At 32.8% G+C, this 19024-nt stretch carries 14 protein-coding genes and 1 tRNA gene; 7 read left to right on the forward strand and 8 right to left on the reverse strand.

The features are described from left to right. The first annotated feature begins 8 nt into the window (after positions 1-8). From accC to cobT, 6 genes are all read left to right on the forward strand, one after another. Complete coding sequence (gene accC / locus B11cv2_RS02760; protein ID WP_100693212.1) at positions 9-1367, forward strand: acetyl-CoA carboxylase biotin carboxylase subunit; 1359 nt, start codon at positions 9-11, stop codon at positions 1365-1367. Positions 1368-1518: 151 nt separating this feature from the next. Then, positions 1519-1591: transfer RNA gene (locus B11cv2_RS02765), tRNA-Thr, on the forward strand. 1243 nt (positions 1592-2834) lie between these two features. Further along, positions 2835-3554, forward strand: a complete 720-nt coding sequence (locus tag B11cv2_RS02770) for an enterotoxin A family protein (RefSeq protein ID WP_100693213.1) — start codon at positions 2835-2837, stop codon at positions 3552-3554. An 81-nt stretch (positions 3555-3635) separates the two neighbouring features. Further along, a complete protein-coding gene (locus B11cv2_RS02775) occupies positions 3636-3986 on the forward strand; it encodes a hypothetical protein (RefSeq protein WP_100693214.1) in 351 nt (116 codons plus the stop codon). Between the two features lie 755 nt (positions 3987-4741). Continuing rightward, a complete protein-coding gene (gene dusA, locus B11cv2_RS02780) occupies positions 4742-5722 on the forward strand; it encodes a tRNA dihydrouridine(20/20a) synthase DusA (RefSeq protein WP_100693940.1) in 981 nt (326 codons plus the stop codon). 358 nt (positions 5723-6080) lie between these two features. Next, positions 6081-7070, forward strand: a complete 990-nt coding sequence (gene cobT / locus B11cv2_RS02785) for a nicotinate-nucleotide--dimethylbenzimidazole phosphoribosyltransferase (RefSeq protein WP_100693215.1) — start codon at positions 6081-6083, stop codon at positions 7068-7070. Positions 7071-7735: 665 nt separating this feature from the next. Here cobT and B11cv2_RS02790 read toward each other — a convergent pair. The 6 genes from B11cv2_RS02790 to topA form a co-directional block, all read right to left on the reverse strand. Continuing rightward, the gene (locus B11cv2_RS02790) at positions 7736-8371 is read right to left on the reverse strand and encodes a uracil-DNA glycosylase family protein (RefSeq protein WP_100693216.1); all 636 of its coding nucleotides are present in this window, start codon (positions 8369-8371) and stop codon (positions 7736-7738) included. 48 nt (positions 8372-8419) lie between these two features. Then, positions 8420-8986, reverse strand: a complete 567-nt coding sequence (locus B11cv2_RS02795; protein WP_100693941.1) for a thermonuclease family protein — start codon at positions 8984-8986, stop codon at positions 8420-8422. Between the two features lie 962 nt (positions 8987-9948). After that, complete coding sequence (rpmG, locus tag B11cv2_RS02800; RefSeq protein ID WP_035005904.1) at positions 9949-10116, reverse strand: 50S ribosomal protein L33; 168 nt, start codon at positions 10114-10116, stop codon at positions 9949-9951. A gap of 102 nt (positions 10117-10218) precedes the next feature. Continuing rightward, positions 10219-11391, reverse strand: a complete 1173-nt coding sequence (locus B11cv2_RS02805; protein ID WP_100693217.1) for an MFS transporter — start codon at positions 11389-11391, stop codon at positions 10219-10221. Between the two features lie 547 nt (positions 11392-11938). Beyond that, complete coding sequence (gene rnr, locus B11cv2_RS02810) at positions 11939-14227, reverse strand: ribonuclease R (protein ID WP_100693218.1); 2289 nt, start codon at positions 14225-14227, stop codon at positions 11939-11941. Positions 14228-14230: 3 nt separating this feature from the next. Then, positions 14231-16822, reverse strand: coding sequence for a type I DNA topoisomerase (gene topA, locus B11cv2_RS02815; RefSeq protein WP_100693219.1), 2592 nt, complete (start codon positions 16820-16822; stop codon positions 14231-14233). Between the two features lie 246 nt (positions 16823-17068). Between topA and B11cv2_RS02820 the strand changes: the two genes are divergently transcribed. Then, positions 17069-17275 carry a hypothetical protein gene (locus B11cv2_RS02820; RefSeq protein WP_035005898.1) on the forward strand — a complete coding sequence of 69 codons (207 nt, stop codon included), beginning with the start codon at positions 17069-17071 and terminating at the stop codon, positions 17273-17275. On the opposite strand, the gene dprA is transcribed toward B11cv2_RS02820, so the two are convergent. Beyond that, positions 17235-18416 carry a DNA-processing protein DprA gene (gene dprA / locus B11cv2_RS02825; protein WP_371410322.1) on the reverse strand — a complete coding sequence of 394 codons (1182 nt, stop codon included), beginning with the start codon at positions 18414-18416 and terminating at the stop codon, positions 17235-17237. The two genes, B11cv2_RS02820 and dprA, sit on opposite strands and share 41 nt — an antisense overlap. Then, the gene (plsY, locus tag B11cv2_RS02830; protein WP_100693220.1) at positions 18394-19020 is read right to left on the reverse strand and encodes a glycerol-3-phosphate 1-O-acyltransferase PlsY; all 627 of its coding nucleotides are present in this window, start codon (positions 19018-19020) and stop codon (positions 18394-18396) included. The genes dprA and plsY overlap by 23 nt, the downstream gene beginning before the upstream one ends. Between the last annotated feature and the right edge of the window lie 4 nt (positions 19021-19024).

Here is a 19024-nt window from a genome sequence, read left to right on the forward strand (position 1 = left end):
GGGCAGTCATGATACAAAAAATCCTCATTGCTAATCGAGGAGAAATTGCTCTTCGCATTCTGCGAGCGTGTAAAGAACTTGGAATTAAGACTGTAGCTATTCATTCAACTGCCGATGCTGATGCTATGCATGTCCGGCTTGCTGATGAAAGTGTATGTATTGGTCCTCCACATTCTCGCGATTCTTATTTAAATATTTATCAAATTATTTCGGCTTGTGAAATTACAGGAGCTGATGCTGTTCATCCAGGTTATGGATTTCTCTCTGAAAATGCAAAGTTTGCAGATGTATTGGAAGCGCATAATATTACATTTATTGGTCCAACAGCAGCACATATTCGTATTATGGGTGATAAAATAGAAGCTAAAAAAACTGCTAAAAGCCTTGGCATTCCTGTTGTACCAGGTTCTGATAATGCTATAGTTGAAGAAAAAGAAGCTCTACGCATTGCTAATGAAATTGGCTATCCAGTTATTATTAAGGCTTCTGCAGGTGGTGGTGGACGCGGTATGAAAGTTGCTCATTCTGAGCAAAAACTTTTAGCAGCTTTCAAAACAGCACGTTCAGAAGCTAGTGCTGCTTTTAATGATGATTCAGTTTATATTGAAAAATATCTAGAAAAGCCACGCCATATTGAAATTCAGATCATAGGTGATGGAGCTGGTAATGCTATACACTTAGGAGAACGTGATTGTTCACTTCAACGGCGCCACCAAAAAGTATGGGAAGAAGCGTATTCGCCTATACTTAATGAAGCTGAGCGGAAAAAAATTGGTAATATTGTTGCAAATGCTTGTGCAAAACTCGGATACCGTGGGGCAGGTACTGTTGAGTTTCTTTACGAAAATGGTGAATTTTATTTTATCGAGATGAATACCCGTTTACAAGTTGAACATCCTGTAACTGAAGCAATTACAGGTATAGATTTAGTTCATGAACAAATTCATATTGCATCTGGTTTAGGGCTTTCAGTTGCCCAAAAAGACATCCATTTTTCTGGCCATGCTATTGAATGCCGTATTAATGCTGAAGACCCAATTAATTTTACACCATCTCCAGGACTTATTACCCATTTTCATACACCTGGAGGGCTAGGAGTTCGTGTTGATTCAGGGGCTTATTCAGGTTATCGTATTCCTTCCTACTACGATAGCTTAATCGGAAAACTGATTGTTCATGGTCGTACGCGTTTGGAATGTATGATGCGTTTACGGCGCGCTTTAAGTGAGTTTGTGGTTGATGGTATCAAAACTACATTACCTTTATTTTGTGATCTTATTGATAATCAAGATATTGCTAATGGTGATTATGATATCCATTGGTTGGAAAAATATCTTTCTGATAAATTAGTTTCTTCCGATTTATAAAGAATAAGTTTATATATTATACTTGTTTATCAAGATAAGCATATTAATAAACATCAGATTAATTTGATTTAGATATATCTTTCAATATGTAACTACATTCATAATTTTTTATTTGCCTTTTTGTAAGTTTATGCTATCTCCAATGTAGCGTGCCCTTATAGCTCAGTTGGTAGAGCACCTGATTTGTAATCAGGGGGTCGGGAGTTCGAGTCTCTCTGGGGGCACCGTTTTTTATTTAACATATTGAAATGTAATATTTTTATTTGAATTTTTCTTTTTAAGACTATCTTTCAGACTACCCTTTGCAATTTATAGGGTTTTATCTGATTTATTCTTATTTTGCTTCTTATTTTTCTTTAGAATGAATGTTGATGTTTATTTGAATTTCTTCATCTCACTGTTCTATCTAGCTTATATAGTTTGAGAAGTGTCCTGTTAAAGTACTAAATTGCAAGTTGTTGTTTTGAATACACTAAAAAGCCGTTTGTTTACACTCACATGTTATTATAATCTATCGCCATCATTAGATATCATTTTATTAATATTCTTTTTGTATTATATAAAATGGCTGCAATACTAGGAGGCAGTGGAGTATTCTCATAGTTTTAAGCAACTTAAGCTACAATCTATTTATTTTTTGTTCGATTTCTTCTAAAAATTCTTGAACCGCTTTATTGATGTGGGGGATTTGTTCATCATTAGGGAGAATATGCTGAATCTTGGGATGTAATTGAGCTGATTATCTTATAAAGAATGGATCATAGCTAAAAAATCATACCATTGGATGCTCTGTATAAGCCATTTGAAATTGCATTTGCACTAAATATTCTGGTTTGATTTTTTTTATCGTCAAGAAAAGAAAATGATTTACAGACTTTGGGATTTCATGGATGACTTCTAAAGTATACAGCTATCCTCTCTATATTTGTAAGCACTCTAAAATGATGTTTAGAGAAATGATAGAAGAAGACAAGATACTATGCATGAGCTATTCAGAAAAGATGTGAAAAATGTTTTAGATAAATAATCTCAAAAAGCTTGATGTTTGTATCAATAATATTAGAGGATTATACCTCAACCTAAGATCATATTGTTATTTGAGCACTTAAAGAAAGCGCTTTATTGTTACAGAAGTAAAAACCTTAGAATATGGAGTATACAAATCTTATTTTGTGAGGAAATATTTTTGTCTAGTATATTGTTAAAATTATACGAATCGTATATAAATTTAACATATAATTGTTAGTAAAATATTAATTTCTTTTTAAAAATCTTATTCGATATTAAATAGAGCATATTAATCAATTTCTGTTATTTGATTTAATGTCTAAGGGGAATAGCACTAAATGCTAGCTGAGGGGAACAAGAGCCTATCTATACAATACAATACAATACAATATCTTGTCTTCAATAGAACATGAAGAATTAGAGAAACTAATTGTTACTTAGTGATAGGATTATAGAAAAATGTTTAGATTATTTATTACTTTAATAATTGTCATATTTTCACATTTTGTTTTTGCTGATGATGATAGAATAGTTTATCGAGCAGCTATGGATACTCCTAAAGATCTAAAAGCTGCTGGAGGTTTTTTTCCTCGAGGTATGGATAGAACACGGCCTAACCAACCTCCACCAGATATAAGTTTATGGAATCATGTGAATGGAACTGGAACGGGAATGGCACGCCATGATTCTGGTTATGTATCTACAACAGTTAATCGGAATCTTGCGATTCGTTGGGTTAGTAGTTACCTTAATCATAATGGTTATGTTTATCATATTCATACAACACCTAATTTTATTGATGTTAATGGAACTTTAGGTCGTTATTCTCCACATAGTCCTGAGCAAGAGATGGCTGCATTAGGTGTTATTCATTGGACTCAAATTATTGGGTGGGAAAGAGTGAGTGGGGGGACTGTTGGTCGGTTTGTTCGAAATCCGGATTATAGAGAACGAATATATTCTGGCTTTTCATCAGGAGGTACTCAACCACAACTAGCTGGTTTTCCTGATAATCATCAAGCTTGGGGTCAGGAACCGTGGAGTTCTTATGCTAATTGTGAGCTTAAGTCAACTTGTACTCCTAAAAACTCTGCGCAAAAATTTGGAGAGGAGTGGTTTTTAAAATCTCATAAAGCCGTCGCGAAAGTAATGTTGCAGGCTTTACATGTAGGAGATTAAAATATCTAAACTTCTTTGTGATATTGCATTGTATTATAAAGAAAATTATTCGTATATCTCTAATATATAAAGGAAAATTTGATGAAAAAAAATTTAAAAATTGTTTACTTCATGTCTATTGCCTTTTTTCTACTGTTGTTTTCTCAACAATCTTTTGCAGATAGTTTTAAGAAGATTTGTGATAGTAACGCTGGTGAACTATACTCAGACGTTAAAATAAAATCAATTGCCGTTATAAATACTCCACGTGATAAGAAATTTTATATATCAATAGGAGTAAATGACAATTTTATGGTAAATAAAAGTTACTTTAATAGTGAGTTTTTAGATAGAGAAATGATCAATACAGCAAGAGTAGCGCAAGTACTACAACATTCTGTTGATTTGTGTGTAGCAAAAAATCTTCAATTCTACGGTATCAGTCTGCGTTGAGTTTATGCGTTTAAGTAAATATTATTTCATAATACATGTCATAAAATATATTGAAATTAATTATTTAAATGAGTTTATTTGTAGAATTATTCAAAAGATCTGTGCTTTTTAAAAACAAATTATAAGAAGAAAATTATGACATAAAATATTATAACATATGTAAGCAATCAAATGAAATGCGAAACTCTGTTATCACAGTTTTCTTTTTTATCGACCTTTAATTTTTAATAGGATTTTTCTTTTAGCTCTTAATTGTACTGAATTATAAGTATCTGTATACAATAAATATAATTTTTATTGTATTATTACCTTATTAAAAGTACTGACTTAATACATGTTTTTTAAAAAGTTAGAGAAATTTTATTTAAATAGTATTTTTTATTTATCAATTAAAACATGTTTTTTATATTATTCATTTCATGGGATGTATTGAAACACAAGATTAGATTTTACTATTTAAGATATTATTTCCTAATTAATTAGGCAAACAGAAATGTCAATTTGCATGAATTTAAAAATTATCTTAAAAGAAGATAACAGTCGAACTGAGACTTGTATCTCAGCATATTATATGTGCTTTTTTCTATTAATTATTGAAAAAATTTTAGACTACTAAAAGCTGCATAAAGTAAGTGTAGAATGTATTTTCATTTTCTTAAAAGTAAGAGAATAAAATATCCATATGAGGAAGATAGGAAAAGGGAGTATTTGTTTGCTTAATAGGATAATAATAAAAATATATGAATAATATTCCTATGACATTTTATCATTCTCCAGCATTAGTAAAATTTGCTGTGGCACCAATGTTGGGTTGGACAGATCGGCATTGCAGATTTTTTTATCGTCTTTTGACGAAAAGGGCGCTACTTTATACTGAAATGTTCGTAGCTGATACTGTGATTTATGGCATCCGTAAAAAGTTATTAGCTTTCAGTGATGAAGAACATCCAATTGCAATACAATTAGGAGGATCAGATCCCAAAAAATTGGCAGAAGCTGCACGTATTGCCGAAGACTTTGGTTATGATGAAATTAACTTAAATGTTGGTTGTCCATCAGATCGTGTTCAAGCAGGTATATTTGGTGCTTATTTAATGTTGCATCCTGATATTGTAGCACGGGCCGTAGAAGCGATGAAACGAACTGTTACTATAGCTGTAACTGTTAAATGTCGTATTGGTGTAGATGATCAGGATGAAGAATTGGCTTTAGATTTTTTAGCTGATCGTATATGGAATGTTGGTTGTGATGCGCTGTGGGTACATGCACGCAAAGCGTGGTTAAAAGGATTAAGTCCAAAAGAAAACCGCGATATTCCACCACTTAATTATAAAAGAGTTTATAATTTAAAGCGTAAATATGAAAATAATTTTATTGGATTAAATGGTGGAATAAAATCAATTAGTGAAATTAAAGAACACTTAAGATCATGTGATGCTGTTATGGTTGGACGACAAGTTTATCATAATCCTATTTGGTTGCGCCTGATTGATTCTGAAATATATGGTGAACCGCAAAATAATCTTAGTGATTATGATCTTATTAATGCTATGTGTGATTACACCGCTAAGCATATAGCTTCAGGAGGACGTCTTTCTCACATTACACGCCATATGATTGGTTTGTTTCAAGGGCGTGATGGCGCACGACGATGGCGACAAATATTATCACATGATGCAACAAAGACGGATGCTAATGTGCATACTTTAAAAGAAGCTTTTGCTTCTATCAGTTAAAATAATTTGATAAAAACTTTAATATTATATAATAAATTTAAATTATAATTTATGAATAATTATTAAAAAATTGCAGTTTTTCAAGAAAGAGATAAAATAAATATCTTAATCTATTAGAGCTAAGCTTTGTTAAAAGTTAAAAAAATGTGAAAGTTTACTGCAATAATTGTATATAGCGAGATATCAGTTTCATATTTTGTCCTTAAAGAGATTTTCAACATTCGCTCTCTTATCATCCTAGATGCTTATTAAATAGTTCATCTTACGTTTGTAATATGAGAAAAAACAATAAATTATTTATATCCTACCTGTAAAAGAAAATGCTAGTTATATATTGTAGATTCGAAAAGGTATTTTCATGATTGCTAGGCCATTTGATGATTTTCGTGCTTTATTAATAAATTTACCTATTGCTGATGAATTTACAATAACTTTAGCAAAAAAACGGCAGGCACAATTAGTAAAAACAAAGGGTGCACTAGGAAAATTGGAAGATATTGCAGTTTGGTATGCGGGATGGAGAGGAGAAGAAAAACCAATTATAATGAAGCCTCTAGTTGCTGTTTTTTCTGGCAATCATGGGGTTACTGATGAGGGTGTTACGCCATTTCCACAATCTATGACACAACAGATGGTACAAAATTTTACAACAGGTTGCGCTGCTATCAATCAGATTTGTGTAGCTTATGATCTTGGATTGAAAATATATGATTTGGCACTAGAATATCCAACAATGAATATTACAAAAGATGCAGCAATGGATGAGCGTAGTGCAGCTGCAACAATGGCATTTGGAATGGAATCAATTGCTGGAGGAACAGATCTCTTGTGTATTGGAGAGATGGGAATAGGCAATACGACTATAGCTTCAGCTTTATGTCTTGCTTTGTTTGGTGGAGAAGCTGAGGAATGGGTAGGATCTGGTATGGGAGCCGTAGGAGAATTTTATCAACGCAAGGTTATGGCTGTAAAGACAGCGATCTCTTTACACAAGAACTATTTAAATGATCCTCTTGAAATTATGCGCCGCTTAGGAGGGCGTGAGATTGCTGCTATGGTAGGGGCTATTTTAGCTGCAAGAATGGAAAAAATTCCAGTTATTTTAGATGGGTTTATAGCGACAGCAGCAGCAGCAGTGCTGTATAAAATAAATCCAAGTTCCCTTGATCATACACTTGTTGGGCATGTTTCTTCTGAAACAGCTCATCGTAAACTTTTAGAAAAAATTGGAAAAGAACCACTTTTGGATTTAGATATGTGTCTTGGTGAAGGAACCGGTGCAGCTATAGCAGCTGGTATTGTTAAAGCGGCTGTCTTAGTTCATACGCAAATGGGACCGTCTGAGTAGAAAAACTGAGTATTAAAAAGTAAGAATGTGATCATAAATATTAAACAACTTTAAAAATATAATTTTCTAGAAAATAAAAACTTTATTAAAATATAAAATTCAAGTTTTCTAAAATCATTCATTTTTTCACATAATATTTTGATGGTATAATTTTTAAAAATAGATACCTCAAATTACTACTTTTTCATTTGAGTTAGCTGATTTGATATTTTTCAGTTTTTAAAAAAGATATCAAGACTGAATTGCAGATTTTATGATATCTGAACTTAGAACGTATAAATTGGAGTTTTAGTGATTATTAATTATTTCAATATGGTTTTGGGTATATTAGCTTTACTAGTGGCTATTAACACGACTAGATAATAATCTTATAGGTTATAAATTTCAAACCTTCTTTTAGTGAATTCATATTTAAAATTAGATGCTATTTAAATTAAATAATAGCATTTAGTTAAGTAGAGCTTCTTATTAACAATTTCGGATATTAGATGTTACAATATTAGATAAAGAATGCTGCTTTATGCATGGTGAACTCAGCTCTATATTATAAAGCTATCATGATTAATTTATTATATTTTATATTGATAATTCCTTACATTGCTTATAAGGGCTATGAACTTTATTAAAGTTAACTAGTTTGATAAAAAATTAATATACTATCAAATTCATAAGAATTTACGGACTAAACAGCGGAGATATACAATAAGCTCCTCATTAAACCATGGGTGTTTTTTTAACCAAAAAGTATTTCGCCATGACGGATGGGGTAAAGGCATAACATTATATCCTCTGGGTTGACGTATGGATAGTATGTTTTTCCAATCATTGACGGTTTCCGAGACAGTTTTGTATTTTAGGTTTGTGATATGCCATTTGTGCGCGTAACTTCCAATAGCAAGAACAAGTTTTATTTGTGGCATAGCTTGAAATACTTTTTCATGCCATATTTCTCGACATTCATTTCTTGGAGGCAAATCAGATTTATTTGGATCATAGCCAGGAAAACAAAAACCCATAGGAACAATAGCAAATAGAGATCTATTGTAAAATTCATCACTGGTTACACCGAGCCAATTACGTAATCTTATGCCAGAATGATCATTAAAAGGGATCAAACTTTCATGCACACGCAATCCTGGTGCTTGACCTGCAATTGCAATAGAAGCAGTATTAGATAAATAGACAACAGGCCTTGGTTCATGGGGAAGGGGAGGAAGATAATGTGGATGTTTGATACAAACACGACAAGAATGAATATCTTTTTCTAATTTTATAATATGCTCACATTGTTTTTTGTTCATAATAAATAAGAAATTAAAAAGATATTTTTATGGAGTAAAGAGATTGCTTTATTTTTTTATGCGGGGATGAGTTTTACGCCATTCTTGCGGGTTTTGAAAACTTGACTGCCATATTCCTTTTTTTCGTCTTTTAGCTTTTTGTTCTTCTTTAGGATAGTTATAAAAACTGATAGCCCAACCATTGCGTACCATTGCTGCGTTAATGTTATTAACTTTTTTTGTTCTACATATAGCAAGAATACGATGATAGTTGTCTTTTTTGGACCAGTAACATGTAACAGATTGATGAGCTATAAGTTTTTCTAATTTTTTTTTTGCTTGCAAGCCGCATGCGTAGCGTTCTTTTTTTATACCGCAAAATTGATTGAGTTCAGGAGCATCAATTCCTGCAAGTCGAATTATGTTATCAGAAATTTTAATTGAATCACCATCAATGACCAATGCCTTACCTTTTATAGATTTTTGGGGAACAGAAATTATGTTAGTGATTTGTGCTGCAGTACATCTCGAATAAATTGTTCCATGAATAAGAACAATATTTATTGTAACAATACTGAAAATAATAAGTTTTTTGCTAAAAATATTCGGGTTAGAAGGAGAATTATTTATTTTCATGAGATAAAAATATGGGATGAGTTGAGATAAAATACTGGTAATTTGTAATAACTGTTTCATTTTGAAAAATATTCATTATGCTTTATCTATAAATAAATATATACAATAGCAAGATGGTAGGGAAGACAGGCTGCTGTTTCTCATCTATGAATTTTATCCTATAGAAAATTAATTAAATGATTATGTGATAGTAAAGGTAGAGTATTTGATAAAGTTTTATTTGTAGATCCAACTCCTTTAAGCATAAATAAAAACTTATATAAGTCTTCTCTTGGACATAAATATCAATCTGATCAGGTAGATTATTTATGTATTTTTGTTCATTGAACAAAGAGAAACAATTTGCGAGTAGCGCAAATTTTACGTATATAGGCGCTTAAAATTCCTTCTTATAAAAGATCCAATATCATTTCCATTAGCCCATATACAATGTCCTTTTTTACCTATGATGATTGCTATTCTGATATATTGACACATGGAAAGAATTTTTTGAGGATATATTTGCCTTTTTAATAAGTAACAAATTTATCATTATAGGTAGCCTTGAGGATCTGAAAGAATACTTGCTAATTATTTTATATAACTGGCACGTGGAAGATGATTGATATAGGAAAATGCAGCGTCAGTGAGAAGATTAAATAATTATTTTTCAATAATAATTAATTATGAGTACTTAGGTTTGTATTGATCAAGATAGTTTATATAACTAATGCACTTAGTAACATATCACTCTTTGAGACTGCTGTGAGTAATGAATTATTTTGTAAAATAAAGGTTGAGACTTTAGCTAGAAAAGCTAAACATTTATCTTAAAAGAATACAACCACGTTTCCCTTTTTTATTAGGAGGGTAATAATAAAAGAGCTTTTGTAAAAAAGCCAAATTATCAAGAACACTGCAATATATTCTGCGTTTTTATTTATAAAGCATGCTTAATTTTAATAATTCAAACGAAAAGTTAATTATTTAATTTTTGTTTCTTTAAAATCAACATGCTTTTTGACAATTGGGTCATATTTACGTTTACTCATTTTATCTGTCATTGTGCGGCTATTTTTCTTTGTTACGTAGAAAAAACCAGTATCTGCTGTTGACAAAAGCTTAATCTTAATGGTTGCTGCCTTAGCCATAATAAGAGTCCTATTATAGTAAAATAATACTACTTTGCTATCAAAATTTATTGTTGATGCAATTACATTTTACATACGACACTACGGATGTTATACAAAAAGTCAAGAGTTGTTTGATTTTCTTATTAATTGAGTAAGCACTAAAATAATATATAAGCTAAAAAAACAGGCAATTGACAAAGAAAAACCAAATGGTTTTAAAATATCCATCGTTTGACCAATAATTGCTGGTCCAATTAACGTACCAATTCCGTAGCAAAAAATAAAAGCAGAATTAGCTGCAGCAAGCTCTTGTCCTTTAAGGTATTCACCAAGTTGTGCAAGCCCAATTGTATAAAGACCTGCAGGTATTCCACCAAGGAAGAAAAGATCAATCATCAAAATTAGTTTATGTTCTGCTATCTGTGGTATAATGAGAGTTCCAATCAATCCTAAAATAGCGCATCCTATAAGAGAATAGCGTTTATCTTTTAAATAATCACTTATGAGGCTGATAGGAATTAAAAGGAGAATATTGCCAAGAGCAAGAATTTCCATAAAATGTATGGTTTCATTTTTATTATATCCAATTGATAAGCTAAAAGGTGTTATAAGTGTTAGCGTTCCCATTTGTATAGCACCATAAATAAGTGCTGCTATTGTTGAGGTGGGAACACGTAAAATATGTGAAAAAAACGCTGTATTTTCCTTACTCTGAAATTTTGGGCTTAATTTCCAAGCAAAGAGAAGAGGTATGATAGCAATTATAATAAGAAGGCAGCCGGCACCAAAAGGTATAAAATTTTGTGTTCCTATTTTTTCTAGCAGCATTGGGCCTAAAATAAATCCAAGACCTAAAGTAATGGCATAGATAGAAATTACTAGACTGCGTCTGTGAGGTGGAGATGCATTATTGATCCAAAACTCTGATAGAATAAATATAATTGTCATCGCGAAATGCAGTGTAAATCGCAAAATAAACCAAATCCATATTGATTCAAAAAAATAGAATCCTAAAAAACTTAGGGAACCAATAATCATCATAATCAATATTGATTCGACAACACCGAAATATAAGGCGATTCGAGCAGTTAGAGCAGCTGCAATAATTGTTGCAATTCCTCCGACTCCTCCACTATAACCGATGATACTATTTGAAAATCCTTTTTCAGTCATTAGCAACGAAATAAGTTGTGTTCCCATTCCTAATGCTATACCGACAGTACCAATGGTCGTAATCGAGGCAATAATTGCACGCAAAGAACTATTTGAGAAGTTGAAGGTTTTGTTCATCATGAGGGGAGTTTAATTAAAATTATAGTGTTATATTTAGATCATATGATTAGTAATAAATTTTGTTGAAAATAGAAAAAGAAAATTGCGATTTAAAAAATAGTATTTACAGTGTAGCACATAGTTTGTAGGGTAATTATGTGGATTTTTAGATGATAAAAGGCAGATAAGTCTATATGTTGCATATTTTATGATATATTCAATAAAAATTTTTTGATCTTTTCTTAATCAAAAGAGAATCACAGAAATTTATTATATAGAGCTAAAAAAAGAAACAGTATGCATCAAATAATAATAAAATGACAAGAGATTTTTAAATAATCCATTACTTTAAAAATGTTGGCTATATAGTTCTTCTTAAATTAAGACATCTTTTTAAAAAGATATTAAAAATAAAGATTTTTTTAAATAACTTTTTGTATAATAAGCTTAAAATATTTGATACTAATGTTATCAACAATCAATTAGTTTTTAAAATTAAATATTGTTATGGATTTATCATAGCTTTTAATCTTTGTGTGCAGAGATATAATTCTAATTTTGCGATCTTTTATTCAAGGTTATCTTTTTTATTAGAAACATAATTGCGTTTTTTCACTATAGATTTATTTTTGTGGTAGGAGATAGGTAAAGAAGTTATGAGACGAGGTTTTGTTAACATTTCAAAACATAACGCACCAGAAAAAGGTTGGACTTCTAAAATTTTTACTTCGACTACATCACCGAGTTGATAACATTTATGGCTGCGTTTTCCTATAAGGGTATGCTGTACTTCGTCAAAATAGTAATAATCACTTTTAAGTGTAGAAATAGGTACAAAACCATCTGCATTCAATTTATCAAGTGCAATAAAAAGACCTGCTTTTGTAACTCCTGAAATATGGGCTGTAAATGAGTGTCCAATTTTATTAACTAAGTAATGTGCAACAAGTCGATCAATAGTTTCTCGTTCTGCCGTCATTGCGCGGCGTTCGTATAAAGAAATTTGAGTAGCAATTTTTGCAAAATTTTTCTCTTGTTCATCTGTGAGTCCATCATTACCCAATTTCAGAGCTTTTATAAGCGCTCGATGAATAATTAAATCAGCATAACGGCGAATTGGTGAGGTAAAATGTGTATAGTTAGGCAGATTTAAACCAAAGTGGCCTATATTTTCAGGACTATATTCGGCTTGAGATTGTGAGCGCAAAATAATCTGATTTACTAACTCCTCTTGTTCCGTATTTATAGCTTTTGTAAGAATATTATTAAGCTGTGCTGATGTAAGTTCAGCTCCTCGTGCGAGTGAAATTCCTAGACTTTGAAGAAAGTTCTGGAGCATTTCTTGTTTTGCAAGAGATGGCTTACTATGAATACGATAAATGAGAGGTTGATGATGTCCTTTTAATGTTTCAGCAGCTGCAACATTTGCTTGTATCATGAACTCTTCAATTAATCGATGTGCTTCTAGGTGAGATAAAATCACAACATCTTGAATGTGTCCATTTTGATTAAGAATAATCTTTTTGTCTGGTACTTCTAATTCTAATGGTTGTCGGCGATTGCGCGCAATTTTAAGGCAGGAATAAGCACCCCATAATGGTTGTAAAATGTTTTCAAGTAAGGGAGCTGTTTTTTGATTTGTCTTTCCTTCAATTGCACATTGTACCTCTTGGTAGGATAATTTGGCTACTGTACGCATTACAATACGATGGAAACTATGTTTACGTTTGTTTCCATTCGCATCAAAAATCATACGAACAGCTAGTGCAGGTCTATCTTTTCCTTCATGCAATGAACAGCGATCATTAGAAATACATTCTGGAAGCATTGGTACGACACGATCAGGAAAATAAACAGAGTTTCCTCGTTTTAATGCCTCTTGATCTAGAATACTTCCTGCTTGTATATAGCAAGAAACATCCGCAATTGCGACAATGATAATCCAACCTCCGTTATTGGTAGGGCTTTTGTCCTTTATTGCATAAACTGCATCATCATGGTCTTTTGCATCTGGGGGGTCAATTGTAATAAACGGTAATTGTCGCCAATCTTCGCGGTTAATAGAGTTATCAGGTTTTACATTTTCAGCTTGTTCAAGGACATCTGAGGGAAAAATATGAGGAATTTCTTTTGATATAAGGGCAATCATTGAAAAATCTGTTTCATTATTTTCATTATTAATGTGCCCTAAAATATTTCTTACTTTTGCTTTTTTGAAGCTGTAGTTAGTACTGTTGTTAATTTCAATTTCGACAAGATCACCAGCTTTGATATCTATGCTCGTAGACATATCAATAATAAGCTCGTTGTTTTTACGTTCTATGGGATCTATTTGCCATTCGCCATTTTCTAATTCTCTCACTATACCAAGCATATTTCTTTTTTTCTTATCAATCTTGCGGATGATTCGTCCTCTATAAGGAAAATTTTGCAAAACTTTATTTCGAAAAATTTTTACTAGGACGTGATCTCCAATACTAATGCTTGCTCCTCTTATGCGATGAGAAGAAGAAATTTGAATATTGGGCTTTGGATCATTGGGCCATTCAAGAGGTTCTGCAATAAAGTCACCGTCTTTATCAAGAGCGCTAACTTTGACTAAAGTAATCGATGGTAATCCCTTTTTGATGCTTAAATTTTTACGTTTTTTTGGTATTGCATAGTTATCTTTTAAGTTACGCAATATATCTTTTAACCATATATGAGAAGCACTATTCAAGTTAAAAGCTTTAGCAACTTTTCGTTTACTCGATTGGTTTGGATTATGAGTGATAAAGGATAAAATTTCTGATTTACTAGGTAGCTTCTTAGTATTAGAGATTTGAAAATATTTTGTTTTTTTCTCGCTTTTAGCCAAAATTTATGCTTTCTTTTTGCGGGGTGAGGATTTTTTTGGTGTTGCATTCTTTTTTGAAGTAGTTTTTTGTTTTGTTTTTTTAATCGATGCCTTAGCTAATATAAGTTCTAAGGCTTCTGCAAGTGTGACTGTAGCTGGATCTTTATCCTTTGGTAAGGTAGCATTAATTTTATTCCAGTTAACATATGGACCGTAAAGACCATTACGTATGGTAATTATCCCACCTTCTGGGTGATCTCCTAGTGTTGCCAGCATAGCAGATGTTATTTTACGTCGGTTTGTTGTACTCTCTTTTTTTTCAGCAAGTATTGTAACAGCGCGATTAATGCCGATATCAAAGACTTCATCTGTACTAAAAAGATTTGTGTATTGTCCGTCATGAGCAAGATAAGGACCATATCGTCCAATTGCGGCTGTAATTATTTTTCCTGTTTCAGGATGAATGCCAACTTTACGAGGTAAAGACAGCAAAGCTAAAGCTTTATCAAAATCAATATTTTCTATATGCCACTCTTTAGGCAAACTTGCACGCTTAATTTCTTTACCTTCGCCAAGTTGAATATATGGACCAAAGCGGCCATGACGAAGGGAGATATCTTTTCCTGTTTCGGGATCAATACCGAGCATAACAGGTTCATCATTGTGCACCGTTTTGCTTTGTTCTTCTGTATCTGAACCTAATTGGCATGTATATTTACATTCTGGATAATTAGAGCAACCAACGAATGCACCATAGCGCCCTAATTTTAATGATAATTGGCCGTTTTTACAAAGGGGACAAGAGCGGCAATCACTTCCGTCTTCACGTGTTGGAAAAGCAAGAGGAGCTAACGTTACGTTTAAAACATCAAGAACATTCATTATGCGTAGTTCTTGGATGCTCGTAATAGATGCATTAAATTCATCCCAAAAATCGCGTAAAACATCTTTCCAAGAAAGTTTTCCATCCGATATAAGATCTAATTTTTCTTCAAGAGCTGCTGTAAAACCATATTCTACATAGCGATTAAAAAAATTTTCAAGAAAGGCTGTAACGATACGTCCTTTAACATCAGGAATAAGTTTGCGTTTATCAGTTATGATATATCCACGATCACAAAGTGTGCTTAATGTAGATGCATAAGTTGAAGGCCTACCAATTCCCAATTCTTCAAGTTTTTTAATTAATGCAGATTCAGAATAACGAGGAGGTGGTTCTGTTGTATGTTTGACCGATTCAACTTTTTCTTTTGTAAGTGATTCCCCAACATTAATCTGTGGAAGACGTGTTGATGCATCCTCATCACTATTTTCTTCTTCTTTTGGATCCGTATAAGCAGAAATGAAGCCATCAAAACGAATAACAGAGCCTGTTGCGCGTAAATGAGCGTGATTTTCTTCTTGAGATGCTTCAATTTCGACAGTTGTACGTTCAATTTCAGCAGAACACATTTGGCTGGCAATTGCGCGTTTCCATATTAATTCATAGAGTTTTGCTTGATCACTATCGAGAAAGTTGCACACTTGATTAGGATGACGTATAAAATCTGTAGGACGAATAGCTTCATGTGCTTCTTGTGCATTCTTAGCTTTTGTTGAATAAAAACGTGGTTTTTCAGGAAGATAATTTCTTCCAAAAGAATCAATAATCGCTTTTCGTGCTGCATCAATAGCTTCTGAAGCCATTTGCACTCCATCAGTACGCATATAAGTAATAAGTCCTGCTGTTTCACCATTGATTTCAACACCTTCATAAAGCTTTTGAGCAACTTGCATTGTGCGAGAAGCTGAAAAACCTAATTTTGAAGAAGCAGCTTGTTGTAATGTAGATGTTGTAAAGGGTGGAGAAGGATTCCTTTTTATAGGCTTGGCTTCAATACTTAACGTGCGATAATTTGCTTTTTCCAACATAAAGAGAATTTGATCAGCTTGTTTTTGGGATTGAATATCAAGCTTACCAAGTTTGTTATGGTTAAATTCTATTAACCGTGCATGAAAAATGTTATTTTGGAGTGTTTTCAAGTATGTTGTAATCGACCAGTAGTCTTCTTTAATGAATTTCTCGATCTCTGATTCGCGATTGCAAATGATACGTAGGGCAACTGATTGAACACGACCAGCAGAACGGGCGCCAGGTAATTTGCGCCATAAAACAGGTGAGAGATTAAAACCAACTAGGTAGTCGAGGGCTCGACGTGCAAGATAGGCATCTACAAGCGATATATCAATATCGCGTGGATTTTTCATGGCATCAAGAACGGATTTTTTCGTGATTGCATTAAAAACAACTCGTTTAACACGTTGATCATTTAAAACTTTTTTTTGTTTTAGAACATCAAGGATGTGCCATGAAATAGCTTCTCCTTCACGATCAGGGTCTGTTGCTAAGATAAGGCTATCGGCTTCTTTGACTGCTTTTGCTATTTCATTCAAACGTTTTGCTGAAGCAGTATCAATATCCCACTTCATAGCAAAATCTTTATCGGGAAGAACAGAGCCATCTTTTGCAGATAAATCACGTACATGTCCAAATGATGCTATGACTTTATATTGAGATCCAAGGTACTTATTGATTGTTTTTGCTTTTGCTGGGGATTCAACGATAACAATATCCATAATTTTATCCGAATGTTGAAACAAAATTCTCTTTATAAACTTCTTTCAAATGAATAGCTAATGACAATTGGTCAAGAGCACATAAAAAAAAACTACATTATACAACTTTTGATTGTTATTATTAAAAATACACCTTATAAAAGAAATCGTATAACTTATTTTCCACAGCCAATATAAAAAGCATACGGCAAAATACTAAGATAACATCTATTGAGAGGTGGGGAGAATGCTCAAGGATAAAAGATTATGTTTATAAATCACTTAAAGATTATCCACTATATTACAGATATGTCAAAACAAATGAGCCAGATGGCACGTCAAGCTCATAGTCCACTTTTAGCATTGCTTTTGGATATGGCAGCTGAAGAGGGGCAAAGCATTATTAATAGTTCTGAGGCTCTTGGAGAAGATCCTAAGTCGACAATGATACGTAACCGCCAGAGTGCCGAATAAGCTTTCCAGCAAGATCCAGTTCAATTAACAAGAGGTAGAGTTTTTGTAACGAAACACCTGAATAAATGCTGAGTGTATCTAAATCAATTGGAGTGCTTGATAGAGCTGCAAGGACAGCTTCACGTTCTATATCATCTCCAATTAAAGAAGTTTCATTCGTTATTTGCTTGGGGGGACTAGTATTTTCTCGTGGAAATTGAATTGAATATGTTTCTTCAAAAAAGCTAAGTTGAGGATCATTTGTATTCGATGTTAATGGTGTGAGTGTTTCTATAATATCAGAGGGATGTGTAACCAGCAAAGCACCTTCTTTAATAAGATTATTTGTACCAATTGCTCTTGGATCAAGTGGAGATCCTGGAATAGCGAAAATCAATCGTCCCATTTCAACAGCTTGGCGTGCTGTAATTAAAGAGCCTGATCGCATGGCCGCTTCTACTACTAAAAGACCAAGCGATAGAGCTGCAATAATACGATTTCTTCTTGAGAAGTCGATAGCACGTGCTTTCCAACCAATGGGCATTTCACTAATAATTGCTCCACCATTAGCAAGAATATCATCATAGAGTTTTTGATTTTCGGGAGGATAAATGTAATCAATACCACCAGCCATAACTGCAACTGTGCCTGTTAGCAAACTTGCTTGATGAGCGGTGCTATCAATTCCACGTGCAAGTCCAGAAATAATTGTAAAACCAGCATTACCAATAAAATGAGCAAACTGATTAGTTAATTTTTTGCCGACTGCAGAGGCATTTCGAGAACCAACAATCCCAACAGAAGGTTTTTGAAAAATCGTGCAATCACCTTTTATAGCAATAAGTGGAGGTGATGCTTCTACTACTTTGAGAAATGGTGGATAATCTGGTTCTCCTATACCGATAAACCTAATACCTTGTTTTTCAGCTTGTTGCATTTCTTTTTCGGCATCATCTAATGTCGCGATTCGAATAGGTTTACGAAGCCCTCCATTTTTACTAAGCTCAGGAAGCATAGCAAGAGCATTTTCTGCTGTTTTATAATGGTCAATCAAATTACGAAAAGTAACTGCTCCAATATTTTCGCTGCGTAATAATCGCAACCAATTTAATCGTTGCTGATCAGTAAGCAAAATTCCTTTATTTATTCCTATTTGTGGTATCAATTTTATTTTCTTCCCCTGCTAATAATCTGCGAATATTAGTATGATGTTTTATAATAACGAGTATGCTCATTATTATTACTATGCAAGCAACATAGAAAGAAGGGGAATGATAGTAAATAAAAATTGGAGTAATAATTACAGCTGCAAGTGAAGAAAATGAAGAATAGCGCGTTAATATAAACGCTCCTATCCAGACAATAATAAAAATAAGAGCTGCTAACCAATCAAAACCTAAGCAGACACCTAAATAAGTTGCAACCCCTTTACCTCCTTTGAATTTAAGCCATATGGGATAAATATGCCCTAAGAAAGCTAAAAATCCAGCCAGAAGAGCAATTTCTACAGTAGGAAACAGAAATTTTGTCACCCAAATAACAAAAGTGCCTTTTAATATATCGCATAGAAGAGTAAAAGTTGCGATTTTTTTATTTCCTGTTCGTAAAACATTTGTCGCTCCGATATTTCCAGAACCAATTGTTCTTATATCGCCAAGTTTATAAAATTTTGTAAAAAGTAATCCAAATGATACAGAACCAATGAGATAAGATATCAGGAAAATAAGACATGTATTGAATTGCAAAAGTGTTTCTACTTCATTCATTAAG

Origin of the sequence: Bartonella sp. 1-1C, from assembly GCF_002810325.1 — a bacterium.
GTDB lineage: Bacteria > Pseudomonadota > Alphaproteobacteria > Rhizobiales > Rhizobiaceae > Bartonella > Bartonella rochalimae.

What these genes read in the sequence shown, in the direction of transcription:
- accC (WP_100693212.1), top strand. Translation starts at nt 9, where the DNA reads ATGATACAAAAAATCCTCATTGCTAATCGAGGAGAAATTGCTCTTCGC.
- B11cv2_RS02770 (WP_100693213.1), top strand. Translation starts at nt 2,835, where the DNA reads ATGTTTAGATTATTTATTACTTTAATAATTGTCATATTTTCACATTTT.
- rpmG (WP_035005904.1), bottom strand. Translation starts at nt 10,116, where the DNA reads ATGGCTAAGGCAGCAACCATTAAGATTAAGCTTTTGTCAACAGCAGAT.
- B11cv2_RS02805 (WP_100693217.1), bottom strand. Translation starts at nt 11,391, where the DNA reads ATGATGAACAAAACCTTCAACTTCTCAAATAGTTCTTTGCGTGCAATT.
- plsY (WP_100693220.1), bottom strand. Translation starts at nt 19,020, where the DNA reads ATGAATGAAGTAGAAACACTTTTGCAATTCAATACATGTCTTATTTTC.
- B11cv2_RS02790 (WP_100693216.1), bottom strand. Translation starts at nt 8,371, where the DNA reads ATGAACAAAAAACAATGTGAGCATATTATAAAATTAGAAAAAGATATT.
- B11cv2_RS02775 (WP_100693214.1), top strand. Translation starts at nt 3,636, where the DNA reads ATGAAAAAAAATTTAAAAATTGTTTACTTCATGTCTATTGCCTTTTTT.
- cobT (WP_100693215.1), top strand. Translation starts at nt 6,081, where the DNA reads ATGATTGCTAGGCCATTTGATGATTTTCGTGCTTTATTAATAAATTTA.
- B11cv2_RS02820 (WP_035005898.1), top strand. Translation starts at nt 17,069, where the DNA reads ATGTTTATAAATCACTTAAAGATTATCCACTATATTACAGATATGTCA.
- topA (WP_100693219.1), bottom strand. Translation starts at nt 16,822, where the DNA reads ATGGATATTGTTATCGTTGAATCCCCAGCAAAAGCAAAAACAATCAAT.
- dusA (WP_100693940.1), top strand. Translation starts at nt 4,742, where the DNA reads ATGACATTTTATCATTCTCCAGCATTAGTAAAATTTGCTGTGGCACCA.
- B11cv2_RS02795 (WP_100693941.1), bottom strand. Translation starts at nt 8,986, where the DNA reads ATGAAAATAAATAATTCTCCTTCTAACCCGAATATTTTTAGCAAAAAA.